Below are 19,086 nucleotides of genomic sequence, written 5' to 3' on the forward strand. Positions count from 1 at the left end.
TGCCAACGCCGTTGCCGCTGACGGCTTCGACAAAACCCCTGGTGCTGCTGCCATCAGCTAACGGATAGCGGAGGCATCACAGCCCGGCTTCGGCCGGGCTTAGTCGTTTCTGGGGGAAAGGAAATGTACACGTACATGATCGTTCCCAGGCGCAGCAAAGGAACGCAGCCCGTGACACTGTGAGGCTTGTCGGATCGCCGCACCGCCGCGAAGCTTTTGAAGCGGACGCAGAGCGTCCAGAAAGGCATTCCCACGCAGAGCGTGGGAACGATCCAAAGGCATTCCCACGCAGAGCGTGGGAACGATCCAAAGTCCATGTGGCGAGCGGGTTAGCCCGCTCGCCACAAGTACGCGGACATCTGACCATCGCATTTCACAACCCGGTACAGCACACTGTTCACCTGCACTTCCACCCAGCCCGCGGAACCCGAACCATGTCCGACGATATCCACTGCTACGAACCCGCCAACGGCCACGGCCTGCCTCACGATCCGTTCAACGCCATCGTCGGTCCGCGCCCCATCGGCTGGATTTCTTCGCAGGACGCCGAAGGTCGACTGAACCTGGCGCCCTACAGTTTTTTCAACGCCTTCAACTACATCCCGCCGATCATCGGATTCTCCAGCGTCGGCCGCAAAGACAGCCTGAACAATATCGAACAGACCGGCGAATTCGCCTGGAACCTCGCCACCCGTCCATTGGCCGAGGCGATGAACCAGAGCTGTGCCGCCGTGCCAGCCGCGGTCAACGAGTTCGAGCTGGCCGGCCTGACGCCCGCCGCCTCGAAGATCATTCGCGTGCCGCGGGTACTGGAAAGCCCGGTGTCCTTCGAATGCAAGGTCACCCAGATCATCCAGTTGCAACGCGCCGACCAGGCCCTGGTACCCAGTTGGCTGATTCTCGGCGAAGTGGTTGCCGTGCATATCGCCCGGCATCTGCTCAAGGACGGCATCTACGACACCGCCGCCGCCGAACCGATCCTGCGTGGCGGCGGTCCGGCGGACTATTTCCAGTTGGGCCCGCAAGCCCTGTTCAAAATGTTCCGCCCACGCACCTAAGACCCCGCCCATCAAGGTAGAGCGCGCGCTCCTGGAGCTGGCCGTTTTTGCAGTGAGGCGCAAACTTGTGGGAGCCGGCTTGCCGGCGATGGCGTCCGCACAAGCGGCGCCGGGCTCAAGGCCCTTATCGCCGGCAAGCCGGCTCCTACAAGGACCGCGCCCAGCAGAGGATCAGTTGCAAACCTGAGCGACAGCCCAGGACAACCCACCCTCGGCATCGACGTCGATCAGCCGCGCCAACGCCTGCTCGGCGGCCTGATCGGCTTCGAGAGCCGTCTTGAACGTCTGGTCTTCAAGGATTTTGTGGAAACGCGGGGCATCGAAACCACCCAGGGCCTTTACCGCAATTGCTGCGCTATAACCGGCCTCACCGCGAACTGCTGCTGAAACTGCTTCGAACTGTGCAAACTCTTTACGTGCCATGCCTGTCCATCCCGGCCAATTGATCGGCCGGCATTCTAAGTCAGCTGGCCAACTTCTGCAGGGAACCTGCGCTGGACAAATGAAAATCGCACTGGGCACGGGTCGCGGACACATCGCTGAAAGTGTGGAAGTCGAGGCTGTTGACCACCATGTCCTGCACCAGCTCGGCAAAGACCTGCATCGCCGGGGTGTTGAAATAGGCGGTCATCGCCGGTTGGTTGACCCAGAAACCGGATACCAGCCACAGATCGGCATCGGCCAGGGAGTGTTGCAGGGAAAACTGCAGGCAGCCGGGGGCCTGGCGGGAAGGTTCGATCAGGCTGCTCAGACGCGAGCCCAGCTCGGCGGAACGCCCTGGGCGTGCGCGAACAAAGGCCATATGACTGACGGGGATATGCTTGGACATGCTCGGCTCTCCCGAAGAGATAGTTGTACTCGCTCGATCAGCCGGGGGACTGACCGCGACAGGAGCAGAGATTAAGGCTTCAGGCGAGAGGTCGTTAGTCGATTCCTGTCGGGTTCTTGCACAATCCTGTCGGCGCGCGATGTTGGCGCTGCCAACCGCACGCTTCTGCTGTGCCAGACGATTCAGAGTTTTAAGCAAGCGCCCCCCTCTCGCCGGGCAGTCATCTGGCTGTCATAGAGGATCAAGGCAGGATCAGGCAAGAATTGCGCAGGATTCGGCTGGCGGTCCGACTTGCCCAAACTTAAGCTATGAGCCGTTGAAAGTGACACTCTCCGAGGGGATTCTCCATGCCATTGTCCGTACATCCGCAAGAACCGATCCCCCCGGAGATGGAAAAGCAGCGCCTGGAACTGGCCGATATCATTCGTCGCCACACCGGCGAAGATGGCAGCTATCAGACCGCGGTCGGCTCATTGGTACTGGGCCGGCACAGCCATCCCTACGACTTCGCCCCCGTACTCGCCCAACCGGCGCTGTGCGTCATGGCCCAGGGCCGCAAGGAAGTACGCCTGGGTGACGATCACTTTATCTATGACCCGCTGAACTACCTGGTGGTCTCGGTTTCCATGCCGATGAGCGGTCGGGTGATCAATGTCTCGCCAGAAGAACCGCTGCTGTCCCTGCGCCTGGATATCGACCCGGCCGAAATCAGTGCCTTGATCGCCGAAGCCGGTCCCATGGGCGTGCCCAGCCGGCCGACCGGACTCGCACTGTATGTCGAGCGCGTGGATACGCAGATGTTCGACGCGCTGTTGCGTCTCTCCCGGCTGATCGACAGCCCGAAGGATATCCCCATGCTCGCGCCGCTGATCCGCCGGGAGATTCTCTATCGCCTGCTGCGCAGCCCGCAGGGTTATCGCCTGTATGAAATCGCCGTCGCCAACAGCCAGGGACACCGGGTGAACCAGGCGATCAAATGGTTGAACGGCAATTTCGAGCAGCCGTTGCGTATCGACGACCTGGCGCGGGAAGCCAACCTCAGCGTGTCGACCCTGCACCATCGGTTCAAGGCCATGACCGCCATGAGCCCGCTGCAATACCAGAAGCAGCTGCGGCTACAGGAAGCCCGGCGGTTGATGCTCGCCGAAGGGTTGGACGCCTCGGCGGCGGGGTATCGGGTCGGTTATGAAAGCCCCTCGCAGTTCAGCCGCGAATACAGCCGGCTGTTCGGGGCTCCACCGTTGCGCGATCTGGCGCGACTGCGCCAGATCGTCTAGGCGCCAGCCCCGAGCATCCGACAGGCCTCGGCCGGAATCGTCACCGAAACCGCATGCCCCACGTCCAGGCCGATGCCCTGGCAGGGCGTGCTCAGCGCCGTGAGCGAAACGCCGGAACACTCGACGATGGTTTCAATCGTCGAACCGATATCCCGCACGAAGGTCACCGTGCCGAGCAGGCGATTGCTCCCCGGCGTCGCCTCGGGCGCGGACAGTTGCAGGTCTTCCGGACGCACCAGCATGCGCACCTGCTTGCCGGCCGAGAGCCCGGCGCTGCCCGGCACCTCGATGCTCTCGCCCCCCGGCAGGCCGACCCGGCCGCCGCCCAGCACGGTGGCCGCAAAGATATTGCCCGAACCGATAAAGTCGGCGACGAACTCATTGGCCGGGTGCCGATAGATCTCGATAGGCGTGCCCACCTGCTGCACCCGATGCTCGCCCAGCACCACCACGATATCGGCCATGGTCATGGCTTCACGCTGGTCGTGGGTGACCATGATGGTGGTGATGTTCAGGCGCTGTTGCAGTTGGCGGATTTCCACCTGCATCGATTCGCGCAACTTGGCGTCCAGCGCCGACAGCGGTTCATCCAGCAGCAGGATCTTTGGCCGTGCGGCAATCGCCCGGGCAATCGCCACCCGTTGACGCTGCCCGCCGGAGAGCTTGGATACCGGCCGGTCGATCATCTCGCTCAATTGAATCAGTTGCAGCAACTCGACCACCCGCGTCTGTTGCTCGGCCTTGCCGACCCCGCGCAGTTTCAGCGGATAGGCGATGTTCTCGCCCACGGTCATATGGGGAAACAGCGCCAGGGACTGGAACACCATGCCGAAGTTACGCAGGTGTGCCGGCGTCTGGCCGATGTCCTCGCCGTCCAGGCGGATCTCGCCGCCGCTGAGGGTTTCGAGGCCGGCGATCATCCGCAGCAAGGTGGTCTTGCCGCAACCCGAAGGGCCGAGGAAACACACCAGCTTGCCCTCGGGCAGATGCAGATTGACGTCCTTCACCGCGCAGGCCATGCCGTAGTGCTTTTCGACGTTTTCCAGAATCAGTCCAGTCATGTTGCTTACCTCAAGAAATCAGAAGGAAACGCCGCCTTCGCCCACCAGCTTCTCCAACGCCCAGATCAGGACGAAGTCGATCAGCACGATCAGCACGGCAAAGGAGAAAACAGTGGGGTCCAGGGACGAAACGGTGCGGCTGTACATCCAGATCGGCACCGTCATCACGTCGATGGTGTAGAGGAAATAGGTCACGGTGAATTCGTTGAACGAGACGATGAACGCCAGCAGCATTCCGGCGAGGATTCCCGACTTCATCAACGGCACCACCACATCGAGGATAGCCCTCTGCGGCGAAGCACCGAGCATCTGCGCGGCCTCCTCGACTTCACTGCCGATGGCCAGCATGGCCGCCGTGCAGTTCTTCACCACGAAGGGCAAGGCCAGGATCACGTGGGCGATGACCAGCCGCGAGAAGCTCATCTGGAACGGCAGGCTGTCGAACACCAGCAGCAACGCCAACCCCAGCACCACCATCGGAAACACCAGGGGCAGGGACATCAGTTGCAGAGCCACCGCCTTGCCGCGGAACTCGCAGCGCACCAGCGCATAGGCGGCGGGCACCGCCACCAGGGTCGCCAACACCATGGTCAGGCAGGCCACCAGCAGGCTGGTGGTCATCGCCTTGCCCAGGCTCAGCACATCGCTGGCATCCGGCGAGACGATGGTCTGCCAGGCCGCGCGATACCATTGCAGACTGTAGCTGCTGGGCGGGAAGTCGAGGTTCGAGGCACCGCTGAACGACATGACGATCATGGTCAGGATCGGCAGGACCGCCAGAAACAGAATGATCCCCGAAAGCATCCCGGCGAAGCGCCCGGTCTCCCCCGGCAGGATCGACAGGCGTTGGCGCGACAACAGGCTCATTGGCAGGACTCCAGCATCCGGCGTCGACGGCCGGTGACGTATTCGGACAGGGTCATGATCGCCAGCGTGGTGATGATCAGCACGACACCGGCCGCCGAGGCTGCCGGCCAGTTCATCAGCGGGGCGATCTGGTCATGGACCATCACCGCCAGCATCGGCACGCGCCGACCGCCCAGCAGCAAGGGCACGACAAAACTGCTGGCGTTGTAGGCGAACACCAGGGTCGCGCCGGTGATGATGCCCGGCAGGCTCATGGGCAGGACCACCTGGCGAAACACCTGGAAGCGGCTCGCACCAAGGGTCGCGGCGGCCTCTTCGTAGGTGCGCGCGACACCCCGCATGGCACTGGCGATCGGCAATACCGCCAGGGGAAAGGCGGTCTGTACCAGGCCCATCAATACACCGTTCTGGTTGTACAGCAGCATGATCGGACGCTTGATCAGGCCCAGGCCCAGCAGCGCCTGGTTGAGCATGCCGCCGGGGCCGAGGATCACCAGCCAGCCGTAGCTTTGCAGCAGCAGGTTGACCAGCAGCGGCAGGAGCACCGCGGCGAGAAAGATCCGCCGCAGCAACGGCGAGGTCAGGCGCGACATGGTGTAGGCCACGGGGATCGCCAGCAGCACCGCGATCACGGCGCTGAACAGCGCCAGGCGCAGGGTCAGCAGCAGCGACTTGAGGTAGTAGGGCTCCAGCAACTGCGCATAGCTGGCGAGGCTGAAACCGGTCCATTCGGCGCCCTTGGTGCCGACGCTCATGCGCAGCACCAGCAGGCTGGCAAGGATCAGCACGGCAAGAAACAGCATCGACGGCGAGAGGAAGAGCCAGGCCCGGGCGGTAGGCGAAATACCTGTTCGAGGGCGGGGCGGGGCCACGCCGACCGACCGGGTCAGAGGTTGGTGTTCCATAGAAAGAGTCTCGACTGAGAGAAATCATCAACAAGCCAGGTGTCTGGCGGACGCACCTGATCATCAGGATTGACATAATCCTTGTGGGAGCCGGCCTGCCGGCGATTGCGATGTCATATTCACCACCGCCATCGCCGGCAAGCCGGCTCCCACAGGTTTCGCGACGGGTCCAAAACCCGCACGAAACCTGCGTCTGGACCTCAGGAAGAAAAGATTTCCGTATACCGGCGGATCCACTGGTCATGCACCGTCGCCAGGAAGGCGTTGTCGTGCATGATGGCCTTATCGGCGATCTGTTCCGGCGTCAGGATGTATGGGCTCTTGCGCGCTTCGGCGGAGATGATCGCCTTGGCGTTGACCGGGCCGTTGAAGATATCTTCGGCCATCTTGCCCTGCACCAGCGGGTCGAGCGAATGGTTGATAAAGGCGTAGGCCAGGTCGGTATCGCCAGGGCGATTCTTCGGCATCACCGAGAGCATCAGGTCGGTGTAGAAGCCTTCCTTCATGCCGAACGTGGCACCCAGGCCGTAGGCCGGATCACGGATCTGCTTCGGAAAGAACGCCGGGGCATACAGACCGCCCAGGTCCAGCGAGCCGGTGCGGAACAGCTCGGCGATCTGGTTGGGGTTTTCCCCAAGGGTGACCACGCGGTCCTTGAGCTCGGCGAGTTTCTTGAAGCCCGGCTCGATGTTGTGCTCGTCACCACCGGCCAGTTTGGCGGCGATGATGATCAGGTCCATGGCCTCGGTCCAGTTCGGCGGCGGCAGGAACAGGTTGCTGGCGAAGTCCTTGTCCCACAGTGCCGCATAGCTGTCCGGCGCGTCCTTCACGGTGCGGGTGCTGTAGACCAGGCTGTTGCACCAGAGCAGGTAGCCGATGCCGTGGCCGTTGGCCCCGGTACGGTATTTTTCCGGCACGTCGACCAGGTTGGGAATGCGGTTCAGATCGGGCTTTTCCAGGAGCCCGGCAGCGGCCAGGCCTTCGGCGCCGACACCGGCCAGGGTGATGATGTCGTACTGCGGACGATCACCGCCGGCCTTGAGCTTGGCGACCATTTCCGAGGTACTGCCGGTGCGGTCGGCGATCACCTTGGCGCCGGTCTTGGCCTCAAAGGTCGCGGCGATATTGCGCAGTGCGGCAAGGCCGGTGTCATCGGACCAGGTCAGCAGCTTCAGGGTCTTGCCCTGGAAGCGGGTGTCGCTGGCATTGGCCCGGATAAACGGCATGCTCATGGCGGCCGCGGCCACCGAGGCGACGCCCACGGTCTTGATGAACTGCCTTCTGTTCAGGTCGTGCTGGCCCATTTCGGACTCCCTTTATTCTTTTAGGTATGAGGTCGGTCGCAACGCGTTCCGCCGGTCTTCGATCTCGCTGGAGCCCCCGTGGACCGTGGGTCGTAGCTGAGTCGGCGGGTTCATCCTGAGGTCGCCCGGAACCGGCAACAATCGAAAGTTTGTCATTGAAGCCATGCACCCGGCGCATGCCTCATTTCGAGGCATGCGTTGCCCTGTCAAGGACCAGGTCGAGGCACAAAAACACACAGGCACAACAACCCTCTGTGGGAGCCGGCTTGCCGGCGATGAGGCCCTTGAGGCTTACGCTGACTATTCGGCCGCCATCGCCGGCAAGCCGGCTCCTACAGGGTGTGCGGTGTCGTTAAAGTCCGCGGCCCTACAGGGCGCGGATCACGTGTTTGAGCTCCTGGAAGGCCTGCAGGCCCCAGGGCCCCAGCTCACGGCCGAGGCTGCTCTGCTTGTAGCCGCCCCAGGCGGTCTGCGGGAAGATCACCTGCGGCGCATTGATCCACACCAGCCCGGCCTGCAAGGCATTGGCGATCCGCTGGGCGGTCTCGTCACTGCTGCTGACCACGCTGGCCACCAGGCCGAACTCACTGTCGTTGGCCAGCGCCAGCGCCTCGGTCTCGCTGCTGAAACTGCGCACGCAAAGCACCGGGCCGAAAATCTCTTCACGCCACAACGCACTGTCCAGGGGCACTTCGGTGAAGATCGTCGGCCGCAAGAAATAGCCGCGCGCGAGTTCCGGCGGACGTCCGCCGCCACAGACCAGCCGGGCGCCGACACTCAGGCCACGGTCGATATGGCCCAGCACACGCTGGTATTGCGCCTGGTTGACCAGCGCGCCCATTTCCACCTCGGGGTCGAACGGGTCGGCCACGCGAATGGCATCGGCCCGTACGGCCAGGCGTTGCAGGAACTCATCGGCGATCTCTTCCGCCACCAGCACCCGGCTGGTGGCGGAACACATCTGCCCGGCATTGAAGAAGCCACCACCGCTGGCTAGCTCCACCGCGAGATCGAGATCGGCATCGGCCATCACCAGCAGCGCCGATTTGCCCCCCAGCTCCAGGCTCACGCCCTTCACGGTTTCCGCCGCCCGCTGCATCACCTGGACACCCACCGCATTGCTGCCGGTGAAGGAGATTTTCGCCACCCGCGGATCGGCCGCCAATGGCGCGCCGACGGCCAGGCCGGTGCCGCAGACCAGATTGAAGACCCCGGCCGGCAAGCCGCTGTCAGCGATGATCGCCGCCAGCTCGAGCTCCGGCAGCGGTGTGACTTCCGACGGTTTGAGCACCACGCAGCAACCGGCAGCCAGGGCCGGGGCCAGCTTCCAGGCGGTGGTGACCATCGGGAAGTTCCACGGCACGATCAGCCCCACCACTCCGCACGGCTCGCGGCGCACGTGGGCGGCAAAGGCATCGCTGGGCAACTCGACCGTTCTGTCCTGCTGCACGTCGAGGGTCTCGGCCAGGCCCGCGTAATACTCGAAGGTGGCAATCACATCATCGACATCAATGGCGGCCTCGAACAGCGGCTTGCCGTTGTTGCTCGATTGCAGGTGGACCAGGGTTTCGCGGCGCTCGCGCACGCCGTCGGCAATCCTGCGCAACACCGCGCCACGCTGTGTCCCGGTGGTCGCCGACCAACCGGCAAAAGCCCGGCTCGCCGCGCTTACCGCCTGCTCCACCGCCTGCTCATCGCCACCGGAAACACTGCCGAGCAAGGCCTCGGTGGCTGGATTGATCACCCGCAGCTGTTCGCTACCGGAGCGCCACTGGCCGTCGATGTAGAGACCGTCCTGATTCATGTGCGCTTTCATCACCAGGCCGCCCCTTCCATCCACAGACGCTGGTCGACTTCGATCAGGGTCGGTCCCTGGCGATCCGCGGCAGCCTCCAGGGCACTACGCAAGGTCTCGACGCCGGAGACGGCCTCGGCCACACACCCCAGGGCCCGGGCCACGCCGATAAAGTCCGGGGTATAGATATCCACGCCCACCGGGGTGATGGCGCGGTTGACCATGTACTTCTTGATCTCTTCGTAACCCTGGTTATTCCACAGCAGCACGATGATCGGGGTCCGCGCTTCCACCGCGCAGGCCAGTTCCGACAGGGTGAACTGCAGACCGCCGTCACCGATCAGGCACACCACCGGTGGCCGCTGGCTGCGCTCGCTGGCGCCGCCCAGCCAGGCGCCGATGGCTGCCGGCAAGGCATAACCGAGGGTGCCGTAACCGGTGGATGAGTTGAACCAGCGGCGCGGGTGCTCCGGGTTCAGGGTCAGGTTGCCGGTGTACACCGGTTGGGTCGAGTCGCCCACCAGCACCGCCTCGGGCAGCACCTCGAGAACGGTGTTGAGGAATTGCGTCTGGGCACGGGTCGACGCATCCCAGAGGCCGTCCAGTTCGGCGCGCAAGGCCGCCGTGCGTTGCGCGCCCCAATCGCCCTGGCGTTCAGCCAGGACCAGGCCTTCGACAGCCGCCAGCAGCGCCTCGGCCGCCGTGCGCGAGTCGGACACCAGCGCGACCTTGGGCGAATAGTTGCGTACAGTCTGGTCCGGGTCGATATCGATACGCAGCAGGGTACCGGGAATCTCGAAGCCGCCGGCAAAGGTGATGTCGTAGTCGGTTTCCGCCAACTCGGTGCCGATGGCCAGGACCACGTCGGCATCGGCCACCAGGGCGCGGGTGGCGACCATGGATTGGGTCGAGCCGATCAGCAGCGGATGGCGCGACGGCAGCATGCCCTTGGCATTGATGGTCAGGGCTACCGGCGCCTGCAACCGTTCCGCCAGGCGGGTCAGCGCGGCCGCCGCGTCGATGGCGCCGCCACCGGCAAGGATCAACGGATGACGCGCACCGGCGAGCAGTTCGGCCATGTCCGAGATCGCCGCGGGAGCGGCGCCGGCGGGGGTAATCCGCACGGGCCGGCTATCGAGCAGAGCGTCGGCATTTTCCACCAGCACATCGAGGGGAATCTCGATATGCACCGGACGCGGCCGCCCGGCCTGGAACAAGGCAAAGGCGCGGGCCAGCACCGCCGGCAGTTCGGCCGCCGACATCAGCGTATGGGAGAACGCCGCCACCCCCGCCACCAGGGCGCCCTGGTTCGGCAATTCATGCAGCTTGCCGCGCCCGCCCCCCAGTTGACTGCGCGACTGGACGCTGGAGATCACCAGCATAGGGATCGAATCGGCATAGGCCTGGCCCATCGCCGTGGTGATATTGGTCATTCCGGGGCCGGTGATGATGAAACACACCCCCGGCTTGCCGCTGGTCCGGGCATAACCGTCGGCCATGAAACCGGCGCCCTGCTCGTGACGCGGGGTGACGTGCTCGATGCTCGACGACGCCAGGCCACGATACAATTCCACGGTATGCACGCCGGGGATGCCGAACACCTGCTCGACCCCGTAGCCTTCCAGTAACTTGACCAATACTTCGCCGCACGTCGCCATCAGTTCCACCCTTCTTGTTCGTATAAGCCATGCTGTCGATGAGCACGGCGATAGGGTTATTGGAGCGTTTGGCCGATGGCGGGCACAAGGCAAAAATAGTCATACTAGGCATGTCCTGTCGTCATGCCTGAGCTGCCCTGCCATGAAACGTCCACCACCGCTGCCCGCCCTGCATACCTTCCTGGTCACCGCCCAGTGCTGCAACTTCACGCGCGCGGCCGAGTTGCTGCACATCACCCAGGGCGCGGTGAGCCGGCAGATCGCCGGACTGGAAAGCCACCTGGGCTATGCGCTGTTCCAGCGCCAGGCACGCGGCCTGAGCCTGACCGCCCAGGGTCGCGAGCTGTTTCCACGGATCCAGCAGGTGTTCAACCTGATCGACGAAGCGGTGGATCAGGTCGGCGCCCGCCGCGAAGCCCTGCAACTCAAGGCCCCGACCTGCATGATGCGCTGGCTGCTGCCACGCCTGTTGCAATGGCAGAAGGAGCGCCCGGACGTGCCCGTGGAGCTGACCACCACGGTGCAGCACGCCGTGGATTTCCGCCGGGAGGAATTCGATGCCGCCGTGGTCTATGGCGCGGCACCGGGCCCTGCGGTGGCCTCTCACCATCTGTTCGACGAACAACTGACACCGGTCTGCTCACCCCAACTGATAAATGGCCCGGTGCCCTTGAACAGCTTCGCCGACCTTGAGCAGCACATGCTCCTGCATCCCACGCGCGACCAGCGGGACTGGGAAGCCTGGCTCAAGGTGGCGGGTGCGCGGGTCAGCAATATCGGCAAGGGACAGCATTTCGACACCCTGGACCTGGCGATGAGCGTGGCCTCCCAGGGCACCGGCGTGGCGATTGGCGATTGGGCGTTGATCGGCGAGGACCTGAGCGCCGGGCGGCTAGTCATGCCGTTCGATTTGCGCGTGCGCACCGGGCAGGCGTACTACCTGGTCTACCCGGAGCGGGCCGGGACGGCGCCACAGTTGCGGGAATTGACGGAGTGGCTGGTGGCGCAGGCGGCGGCGCGCTCCGCCCCCTGAGAACCTGGCAGAGCCTGCCGGAACCCGCTCGCCAGTTGCCGCTGCTCAATGGTTGACGGTAAACGCCAGCATCATCGACAGCTGGCACATCGGTCGCCCGCTCTCGACATGCCACTGGTTGAAGGCGTCCTGGACGATTGCCAGGTCGCGCAGGCTGGTCGGTACCTTGTCGACGATCTTCTGCGCATTGAGCGCCGCCACCACGTCATAACTCGGCACGAAGGTGTCCTTGCCCACCATCCGCAGCAGACGCGGTGCCGACAGCCCGCCCAACTGATGCCCGTGCTTGGCCAGGTATTTCCACAGCCCGGTGATTTCGGTCACCGGCCAGTCGGCGATCAGGTTGCCGAAGCTGCCTTTCTCCCTGGCCACGTCCAGCACCATCTGCGCATTGCGTGGCACGCTCTTGAGTTTGCCCAGGTGGCGGATGATCCGCGCATCCTGCATCAACCGCTCCAGGTGTTCGGCGCCCATCAGCACCACTTTCTCCGGATCGAAACCGAAGAACACCTGCTCGAAGACCGGCCACTTGGCATCCACCAGGCTGTGCTTGAGACCGGCGCGAAAGACCCGCAGGGCAATCATCGACAGGTAGCGATCGTCACCCAGCTGACGCAGTTGTGCCGCGGTGCACGGCTCGGGCAACTCGGCCTCCAGGGCCGCCGCCGAACCGAAGCGGTTCAGGCAGTACTCGTGCAGCCATTTGTAGTCGCGCATGCCGCTTCCTTCAGAGATTCACGACATTGACGAAGCGCGAGGCGGCCGTTTCGTCGATACGCAGGTTGGTGAAATCGAACAGGTTGCGGTCGGCCAGCTGCGAAGGGATGACGTTCTGCAAGCCGCGGAAAATGCTCTCGGTGCGGCCCGGGGTCTTGCGCTCCCACTCCTGCAACATCTCCTTGACCACCTGGCGCTGCAGGTTTTCCTGGGAGCCGCAGAGATTGCACGGAATGATCGGGAACTGCTTGAGGTCCGAGTAGGCCTGGATGTCCTTCTCATTGCAGTACGCCAGCGGCCGGATCACCACGTTGCGTCCGTCATCCGCGCGCAGCTTGGGCGGCATGGCCTTGAGCGAACCGTTGTAGAACATATTGAGGAAGAAGGTCTCGACGATATCGTCACGGTGGTGACCCAGGGCCATCTTGGTCGCACCGATCTCGTCGGCGAAGGTGTACAAGGTGCCACGACGCAGGCGCGAGCACAGCGAGCAGGTGGTCTTGCCTTCCGGGATCAGTTCCTTGACCACCGAGTAGGTGTCTTTCTCGACGATGTGGTATTCCACGCCCAGCTCTTTCAGGTAGGCGGGTAATACGTGCTCGGGGAAGCCGGGCTGCTTCTGGTCCATGTTCACGGCAACGATATCGAACTTGATCGGCGCCACTTTCTGCAGGTGCATCAGAACGTCGAGCATGGTGTAGCTGTCCTTGCCACCCGACAGGCAGACCATGACCTTGTCGCCGTCCTCGATCATGTTGAAGTCGGCGACCGCCTCTCCCGCCAGACGGCGGAGGCGTTTCTGCAGTTTGTTCTGATTGACCGAAAGAGTGCCCATAGCCCTTGAAATCCGCGAGGTGTGTCGAAAAGGCGGCTATTTTACGCATAATCCTTGTGGGAGAGCAGCCCACTCCCACACAAGCCCGCTCACACAAAAACTGTGTGGCCACATAAGCCCGATGCAAATGCTACAACGCGATTACAACGCCTCCAGACAGTGCGATTTGCTCTAAAGCCCCGGATTCATTGGCCTCAGCCCTCTCTATACTGCGACATAAGGTCGCATACATATCCAGACCTCTGATTACTTTGGCCTCTTGGCCAGTAGGCGCTCCGCTGGGGGGCGACGGTAATAACAAAAGGAGTGACTGACATGATCCATCACGTCGTGGGACTGTTCACACACCCTGATCAGGAATGGCGGGAAATCCGTGGCGACGCCGAGGAAAGCATCGGCCACATGTACCTCACCCACACCCTGATCCTTGCCGCGATCCCCGCGGTTTCCGCCTTTATCGGCACCACACAGGTCGGCTGGGTCATCGGCAACCGGGCGCCGGTCATGCTGACCCAGGAAAGCGCGATCTGGATGACCCTCATGTCCTATATCGCCATGCTCGGCGGCGTGGCGGTGATGGGCGCCTTCATTCACTGGATGGCCCGCACCTACGATGCCAACCCCAGCCTGGCGCGCTGCGTGGCATTCGCCACCTATACCGCCACGCCGCTGTTCGTCGGTGGCCTTGCGGCGTTATACCCGCATATGTGGCTGGGCATGATCGTCGGCACGGCCGCCATCTGCTACACCGTCTACCTGCTGTATGTCGGCTTGCCGACGTTCATGAACATACCTTCGGATGAAGGTTTCCTGTTCTCCAGTTCGGTACTGGCCGTTGGGCTGGTCGTACTGGTGGCGATCATGGCCTTTACCGTGATTGTCTGGGGCCTGGGAGTCGGCCCGGTCTATACCAACTGATAACCAGAAACCTGCCGACACAGGCCGCCGCAAGGCGGCCTCTTTATTGCAGCATGACCATTCGGCGCCTGACGGATTCGGAATCGCCGGGGTTTGCGGCATACTCGACGTCTCTGGAGAGACGTACAGCATGCCCGAGCAACTCAACACCCGCGTCGAAGACTGTTTCCAACAAGCCGAATCCTTTTTCAAACGACCTTTCAAACGCCCGATCGTCAGCCTCAAGCTGCGCGGCCAGAAAGCCGGTGTCGCGCACTTGCACGAAAACCTGCTGCGCTTCAATCCGCAGCTGTACCGGGAGAACAGCGAAGACTTCCTGCGCCAGACCGTCCCCCACGAAGTCGCGCACCTGATCGCCCATCAACTGTTCGGTGACCGTATCCAGCCCCATGGCGAGGAATGGCAGCTGATCATGCGCGGGGTCTACGAGTTGCCGCCCAACCGCTGCCATACCTATGAGGTCCAGCGGCGCAACGTCACACGCTATATCTACCGCTGCCCCTGTGCCGACAGCGACTTCCCGTTCTCGGCCCAGCGGCACCGAATGGTGAGCCAGGGCCGGCGCTACCTGTGCCGACGTTGCCGACATACGCTGGTGTTCAGCGGCGAAACCCGCACCGAATAAACTCCAGACGACACGCTCCCTGCGATGAGCCCCGTCATGATCATTCCCACGCTCCAGCGTGGGCATGCAGCCCGTGACGCTCTGCGTCAAAGAAGCGGACGCAGAGCATCCATAGCGGCGTTACCACGCGGAGCGTGGGAACGATCGCCGTCCCCAGACGCCCCCCTGTAGAAGCCGGCGCCTACAGTTGTGCTCAGCCAATCACACCAGCGGTGCACAGTTCGGCAATCCGCTCACGGCTGTAGCCCAGCTCGCGCAACACCTCTTCACCATGCTCGCCCAGTTGCGCACCAATATGCCGGGGCGCCGGCAATCCCTCGGAGAACTTCAGCGGACAGGCCATCTGCGCCTGGCTGCCGCCATCGCCACGGGGCACCTGGACCACTACTTCACGGGCCTTCAATTGCGGATGCTCGACCGCTTCGGCCAGGCCGAGGACCGGCTCGACACAGGCATCGATACCGGCAAACAGCACGCATAACGCTTCATGGTCGTGCTTTTCGAACTCTATCTGCAGTTCCTGCTTGAGCCGCCGCTGCTGCCCGGGATCCGACGACAGGCCCTGGTGAATCAGCTCCGGTCGCCCCAGCGCGACACATAACGAGCGCATGAAATTCGGCTCCAGGCTGCCCACGGCAAACCAGCGGCCCTCGCGAGTACGGTAGTAGTCGTAGAAGCTGCCGCCATTGAGCATCTGATCCTCGCGCCCGGGCTCCACGCCACAGGCCAGGAAGCCGGCGCCGGACAAGGCATTCAGGCTGAATGCGCAATCGGTCATGCTGACATCGACATACTGCCCGAGCCCCGTCTGCTGCCGGGCGATCACCGCCGCCAGCAGGCCGATCACCCCGTGCAACGAACCGCCCGCCACATCCGCCACCTGCATTGCCAGCGGCAACGGCCCGCCATCCTGGCGCCCGGTGTAGCTGGCCAGGCCCGACAGTGCCAGGTAATTGATGTCGTGCCCGGCACGGTCACGGTAGGGGCCGGTCTGGCCGTAGCCGGTGATCGCCACATAGATCAGGCGTGGATTGACGGTCTTCAGGGTTTCATAACCCAGGCCCAGCCGATCCATGACACCGGGACGGAACTGCTCCAGCAGGATGTCATGCTCGCGCACCAGTTGATGCACGATCGCCACGGCCTCGGGCTGCTTCAGGTCCAGGGCCAGGCTGCGCTTGTTGCGATTGAGGTAGGCATGGGCGGCGGAAGTGCCCTGGTCATGGGGCGGCAGCACCCGCAGCAGGTCCAGGCGGCTGGGCGATTCGATACGCAGCACTTCGGCGCCCATGTCCGCCAGCAGCAACGAGGCGAATGGCCCCGGGAGCAATGTCGAGAAATCCAGAACCTTCAATGATGCCAGCGGACCTTGCATGGGCGCTCCGTAATCCAGGTCGATACTCTCCAGAGTAGGCAGCCCACCGCCATGCGGCAATTACCGCAACGCTCGGTTGCCCTGACGCAAACGCTCAGGGAACCTGTGCAGAGGCATAAAAAAACCCATCCGAAGATGGGTTTTTTCATTCAGCAGGCGATCTTACTTGACGCTTGGTGCCTGGCCTTCGGCCACACCCAGGTCGTCCAGCACACGCTCGTCTTCAATGCCACGACCGCCGGAAGCCAGTTCCGCGTGCAGCTTGTCTTCGTCCAGCTCCTTGACCCACTTGGCCACGACCACGGTCGCCACGGCGTTACCGACCAGGTTGGTCAGCGCGCGGGCTTCGGACATGAAGCGGTCGATACCGAGGATCAGCGCCAGGCCGGCAACCGGCAGGTGGCCGACGGCGGACAGGGTGGCGGCCAGAACGATGAAACCACTACCGGTCACGCCCGCAGCGCCCTTGGAGGACAGCAGCAGCACCAGCAGCAGGGTGATCTGGTGGGTGATGTCCATGTGGGTGTCGGTCGCCTGGGCGATGAACACGGCCGCCATGGTCAGGTAGATCGAGGTACCGTCGAGGTTGAAGGAGTAACCGGTTGGGATCACCAGGCCGACGACCGACTTCTTCGCGCCCAGGCGTTCCATCTTGATCAGCATGCGTGGCAGGGCCGATTCCGACGAGGAAGTACCCAGTACGATCAGCAGCTCTTCACGGATGTAGCGAACCAGCTTCAGGACGCTGAAGCCGTGTGCGCGGCAGATGGCGCCCAGCACGACCACCACGAACAGGATGCAGGTGATGTAGAAGCAGATCATCAGCTGGCCGAGTTGCACCAGGGAACCCACGCCGTAGGCACCGATGGTGAAGGCCATGGCACCCAGCGCACCCAGTGGCGCCAGTTTCATGATCATGTTGATGATGTTGAACATCACGTGGGCGAAACGATCGATGAAGTCCAGCACCGGCTTGCCGTAGGCACCCAGGCGATGCAGGGCGAAACCGAAGATCACCGAGAACATCAGCACTTGCAGGATGTCGCCGTTGGCGAACGCGCCGACGATGGTGGCCGGGATCACGTTCAAGATGAAGCCGACGATGCTCTGGTCTGCGCCAGCGGAAACGTAGGCAGCGACTTTCGAGGCATCCAGGGTGGCGACGTCGATGTGCATGCCGTTGCCCGGCTGGATCACGTTGACCACGACCAGACCGATCAGCAGCGCGATGGTCGAGACGATTTCGAAGTACAGCAAGGCGTAGCCGCCGGTCTTGCCGACCGATTTCATGCTTTGCATGCCAGCGATACCGCTGACCACGGTGCAGAAAATGATCGGGGCGATGACCATTTTGATCAGTTTGATGAAACCGTCACCCAGTGGCTTGAGGGCAACGCCGGTCTGTGGGTAGAAATGGCCGAGCAGGATGCCGATAGCGATCGCTACGACTACCTGGAAATACAGGGATTTGTACAGTGGCTGACGAGTCGTCATTGCAAAGTTCCTCAAGAGATCACACAGCTGTCATCCATCTGACAGATGCACAACCTGAAGCACGAACCCTCCTGCACTGGAGGGATTTGTTGTTTGTCGAACTGCGTGGGGCAGACCTCTCGCCTATCGCAAAGCCCGTGCCACTTTCGGAAAACTCCGACAAAGCCTTTAGCCATCAGCCCTTCACGGATTTTCTGTCGGCCAGCCCTTACAGCATAGATGGCGGATTTCCGCCCTTCCACCACTGACAGGCGTCGATTTTGGCGGATATCCGCCTTGTTCATGGCGCAACTCCCTGGCTAAGATCGGCCATTCAATGGACGGGACCGCCCCATGCGAGAACGCAGCATCGCCAGTCACTTCGCCCACGCCGCCCTGGAAGGCGCGCGACGGCGGGGCCATGCCTGTTCGGGGTTGCTGCAACGACTGGGAATCGCCCCCGAACTGCTGAGCGAACCGAAGGCACGCCTGGCTCCGGAGCAGTTCACCCAACTGCTGCAAGGCCTGTGGCTGGAACTGGACGACGAGTACCTGGGTTTCGGCCAGGGCCGCTGCCAGCGTGGCACCTTCGCCATGATGTGCCACGCGCTGATCCATTGCGCCAGCCTGGAAAAAGCCTTGAATCGCGGTCTGTTGTTCTACGGGCTGTTTGCCGATGCGCCGCACCTGAGCCTGGTCCGCGAAGGCGACAAGGCCCGTCTGATACTCTATACCTCGAACCTGTGGGACCCGGATCATTTTCTCTGTGAATGCCTGCTGGTGATCTGGCACCGCCTCGGCAGTTGGCTGATCGGCCAGCGCATCCGCCTGGAACAGGCCACGTTCGACTACCCGCGTCCCGAGCACGCCAACGAGTACGACCTGCTGTTTCCCTGCCCCCTGGAGTTTTCGGCGCCCCGCACCAGCCTGCTGTTCAGCAGCCGTTACCTGGGCATGCCGCTGTTGCAGGACGAACGGACCCTCAAGCAGTTTCTTGGCCGGGCACCGGCCGACCTGCTGGCCCGCCCCGACGATGGCGACAGCCTGAGCAGCCAGTTGCGCCGCCTGCTCAGCCGCGATGCCAGTCGCTGGCCCGACCTGGAGGCCGTGGCCCAGCACCTGCACATCAGCGCACAGACCCTGCGTCGGCACCTGCGCGAGGAAGGCACGAGCTTCCAGGAGCTCAAGGATCAGCTGCGGCGGGATATCGCCATCTACCACCTGGGACGCAGCGAGCTGTCATTGCAACAGATCGCCGAGCAGTTGGGTTTCTCCGAACCCTCGGCGTTTCACCGGGCGTTCAAGAAGTGGACGGGACTGACACCGGGCGCCTATCGCGCCCGGGAGTTGTAGGGG

Annotated in this window: 19 protein-coding genes; 6 read left to right on the forward strand and 13 right to left on the reverse strand. The window is 63.1% G+C overall.

Annotated elements, in window-relative coordinates; genetic code table 11:
* Positions 1-434: 434 nt before the first annotated feature.
* Positions 435-1,058 (forward strand): flavin reductase family protein, encoded by a 624-nt coding sequence (locus HX851_RS37920; protein ID WP_177064663.1) that lies wholly within the window; start codon positions 435-437, stop codon positions 1,056-1,058.
* A gap of 171 nt (positions 1,059-1,229) precedes the next feature.
* On the opposite strand, the gene HX851_RS37925 is transcribed toward HX851_RS37920, so the two are convergent.
* A complete protein-coding gene (locus HX851_RS37925) occupies positions 1,230-1,481 on the reverse strand; it encodes a hypothetical protein (RefSeq protein WP_177057284.1) in 252 nt (83 codons plus the stop codon).
* A gap of 40 nt (positions 1,482-1,521) precedes the next feature.
* Positions 1,522-1,887: an antibiotic biosynthesis monooxygenase family protein gene (locus HX851_RS37930; protein ID WP_177057285.1), complete on the reverse strand. Its 366-nt coding sequence runs from the start codon at positions 1,885-1,887 to the stop codon at positions 1,522-1,524.
* A 347-nt stretch (positions 1,888-2,234) separates the two neighbouring features.
* On the opposite strand from HX851_RS37930, the gene HX851_RS37935 reads away from it, so the two are divergent.
* Positions 2,235-3,164, forward strand: coding sequence for an AraC family transcriptional regulator (locus HX851_RS37935; protein WP_177057286.1), 930 nt, complete (start codon positions 2,235-2,237; stop codon positions 3,162-3,164).
* Here HX851_RS37935 and HX851_RS37940 read toward each other — a convergent pair.
* From HX851_RS37940 to HX851_RS37965, 6 genes are all read right to left on the reverse strand, one after another.
* Positions 3,161-4,225, reverse strand: coding sequence for an ABC transporter ATP-binding protein (locus tag HX851_RS37940; protein WP_177057287.1), 1,065 nt, complete (start codon positions 4,223-4,225; stop codon positions 3,161-3,163). The genes HX851_RS37935 and HX851_RS37940 overlap by 4 nt on opposite strands.
* Before the next feature lie 18 nt (positions 4,226-4,243).
* Complete coding sequence (locus HX851_RS37945; protein ID WP_177057288.1) at positions 4,244-5,092, reverse strand: ABC transporter permease; 849 nt, start codon at positions 5,090-5,092, stop codon at positions 4,244-4,246.
* Complete coding sequence (locus tag HX851_RS37950; RefSeq protein WP_177057289.1) at positions 5,089-5,997, reverse strand: ABC transporter permease; 909 nt, start codon at positions 5,995-5,997, stop codon at positions 5,089-5,091. The genes HX851_RS37945 and HX851_RS37950 overlap by 4 nt, the downstream gene beginning before the upstream one ends.
* A gap of 200 nt (positions 5,998-6,197) precedes the next feature.
* Positions 6,198-7,301 (reverse strand): ABC transporter substrate-binding protein, encoded by a 1,104-nt coding sequence (locus tag HX851_RS37955; RefSeq protein ID WP_177064661.1) that lies wholly within the window; start codon positions 7,299-7,301, stop codon positions 6,198-6,200.
* A gap of 367 nt (positions 7,302-7,668) precedes the next feature.
* The gene (locus HX851_RS37960; protein ID WP_177057291.1) at positions 7,669-9,105 is read right to left on the reverse strand and encodes an aldehyde dehydrogenase family protein; all 1,437 of its coding nucleotides are present in this window, start codon (positions 9,103-9,105) and stop codon (positions 7,669-7,671) included.
* An 11-nt stretch (positions 9,106-9,116) separates the two neighbouring features.
* Entirely contained in the window at positions 9,117-10,754 is a 1,638-nt protein-coding gene (locus HX851_RS37965) for a 5-guanidino-2-oxopentanoate decarboxylase (protein ID WP_177057292.1), read from the reverse strand.
* Positions 10,755-10,896: 142 nt separating this feature from the next.
* On the opposite strand from HX851_RS37965, the gene HX851_RS37970 reads away from it, so the two are divergent.
* Positions 10,897-11,787 carry a LysR substrate-binding domain-containing protein gene (locus HX851_RS37970; RefSeq protein ID WP_177057293.1) on the forward strand — a complete coding sequence of 297 codons (891 nt, stop codon included), beginning with the start codon at positions 10,897-10,899 and terminating at the stop codon, positions 11,785-11,787.
* A 45-nt stretch (positions 11,788-11,832) separates the two neighbouring features.
* On the opposite strand, the gene HX851_RS37975 is transcribed toward HX851_RS37970, so the two are convergent.
* Positions 11,833-12,504, reverse strand: coding sequence for a DNA-3-methyladenine glycosylase I (locus HX851_RS37975; RefSeq protein ID WP_177057294.1), 672 nt, complete (start codon positions 12,502-12,504; stop codon positions 11,833-11,835).
* Positions 12,505-12,514: 10 nt separating this feature from the next.
* Positions 12,515-13,339: a tRNA 2-thiocytidine(32) synthetase TtcA gene (gene ttcA, locus HX851_RS37980; protein ID WP_177064659.1), complete on the reverse strand. Its 825-nt coding sequence runs from the start codon at positions 13,337-13,339 to the stop codon at positions 12,515-12,517.
* Positions 13,340-13,654: 315 nt separating this feature from the next.
* Between ttcA and HX851_RS37985 the strand changes: the two genes are divergently transcribed.
* Both HX851_RS37985 and HX851_RS37990 read left to right on the forward strand, forming a co-directional pair.
* Positions 13,655-14,257 carry a Yip1 family protein gene (locus HX851_RS37985; protein WP_017124010.1) on the forward strand — a complete coding sequence of 201 codons (603 nt, stop codon included), beginning with the start codon at positions 13,655-13,657 and terminating at the stop codon, positions 14,255-14,257.
* A gap of 130 nt (positions 14,258-14,387) precedes the next feature.
* Positions 14,388-14,882 carry a SprT family zinc-dependent metalloprotease gene (locus HX851_RS37990; RefSeq protein ID WP_177057296.1) on the forward strand — a complete coding sequence of 165 codons (495 nt, stop codon included), beginning with the start codon at positions 14,388-14,390 and terminating at the stop codon, positions 14,880-14,882.
* 193 nt (positions 14,883-15,075) lie between these two features.
* Here the strand turns inward: HX851_RS37990 and HX851_RS37995 are convergent, their stop codons facing one another.
* The 3 genes from HX851_RS37995 to HX851_RS38005 all read right to left on the reverse strand — a co-directional run bounded on the left by HX851_RS37995 (position 15,076) and on the right by HX851_RS38005 (position 18,035).
* Positions 15,076-16,257: a CaiB/BaiF CoA transferase family protein gene (locus HX851_RS37995; RefSeq protein WP_177064657.1), complete on the reverse strand. Its 1,182-nt coding sequence runs from the start codon at positions 16,255-16,257 to the stop codon at positions 15,076-15,078.
* A 162-nt stretch (positions 16,258-16,419) separates the two neighbouring features.
* Entirely contained in the window at positions 16,420-17,751 is a 1,332-nt protein-coding gene (locus tag HX851_RS38000; RefSeq protein WP_017124013.1) for a dicarboxylate/amino acid:cation symporter, read from the reverse strand.
* An 11-nt stretch (positions 17,752-17,762) separates the two neighbouring features.
* Positions 17,763-18,035, reverse strand: a complete 273-nt coding sequence (locus HX851_RS38005) for a hypothetical protein (RefSeq protein ID WP_177057298.1) — start codon at positions 18,033-18,035, stop codon at positions 17,763-17,765.
* Positions 18,036-18,084: 49 nt separating this feature from the next.
* On the opposite strand from HX851_RS38005, the gene HX851_RS38010 reads away from it, so the two are divergent.
* Positions 18,085-19,083: an AraC family transcriptional regulator gene (locus HX851_RS38010; protein WP_177064655.1), complete on the forward strand. Its 999-nt coding sequence runs from the start codon at positions 18,085-18,087 to the stop codon at positions 19,081-19,083.
* Positions 19,084-19,086 lie beyond the last annotated feature (3 nt).

Source organism: Pseudomonas gingeri (assembly GCF_013385635.1).
Classification (GTDB): domain Bacteria; phylum Pseudomonadota; class Gammaproteobacteria; order Pseudomonadales; family Pseudomonadaceae; genus Aquipseudomonas; species Aquipseudomonas gingeri_A.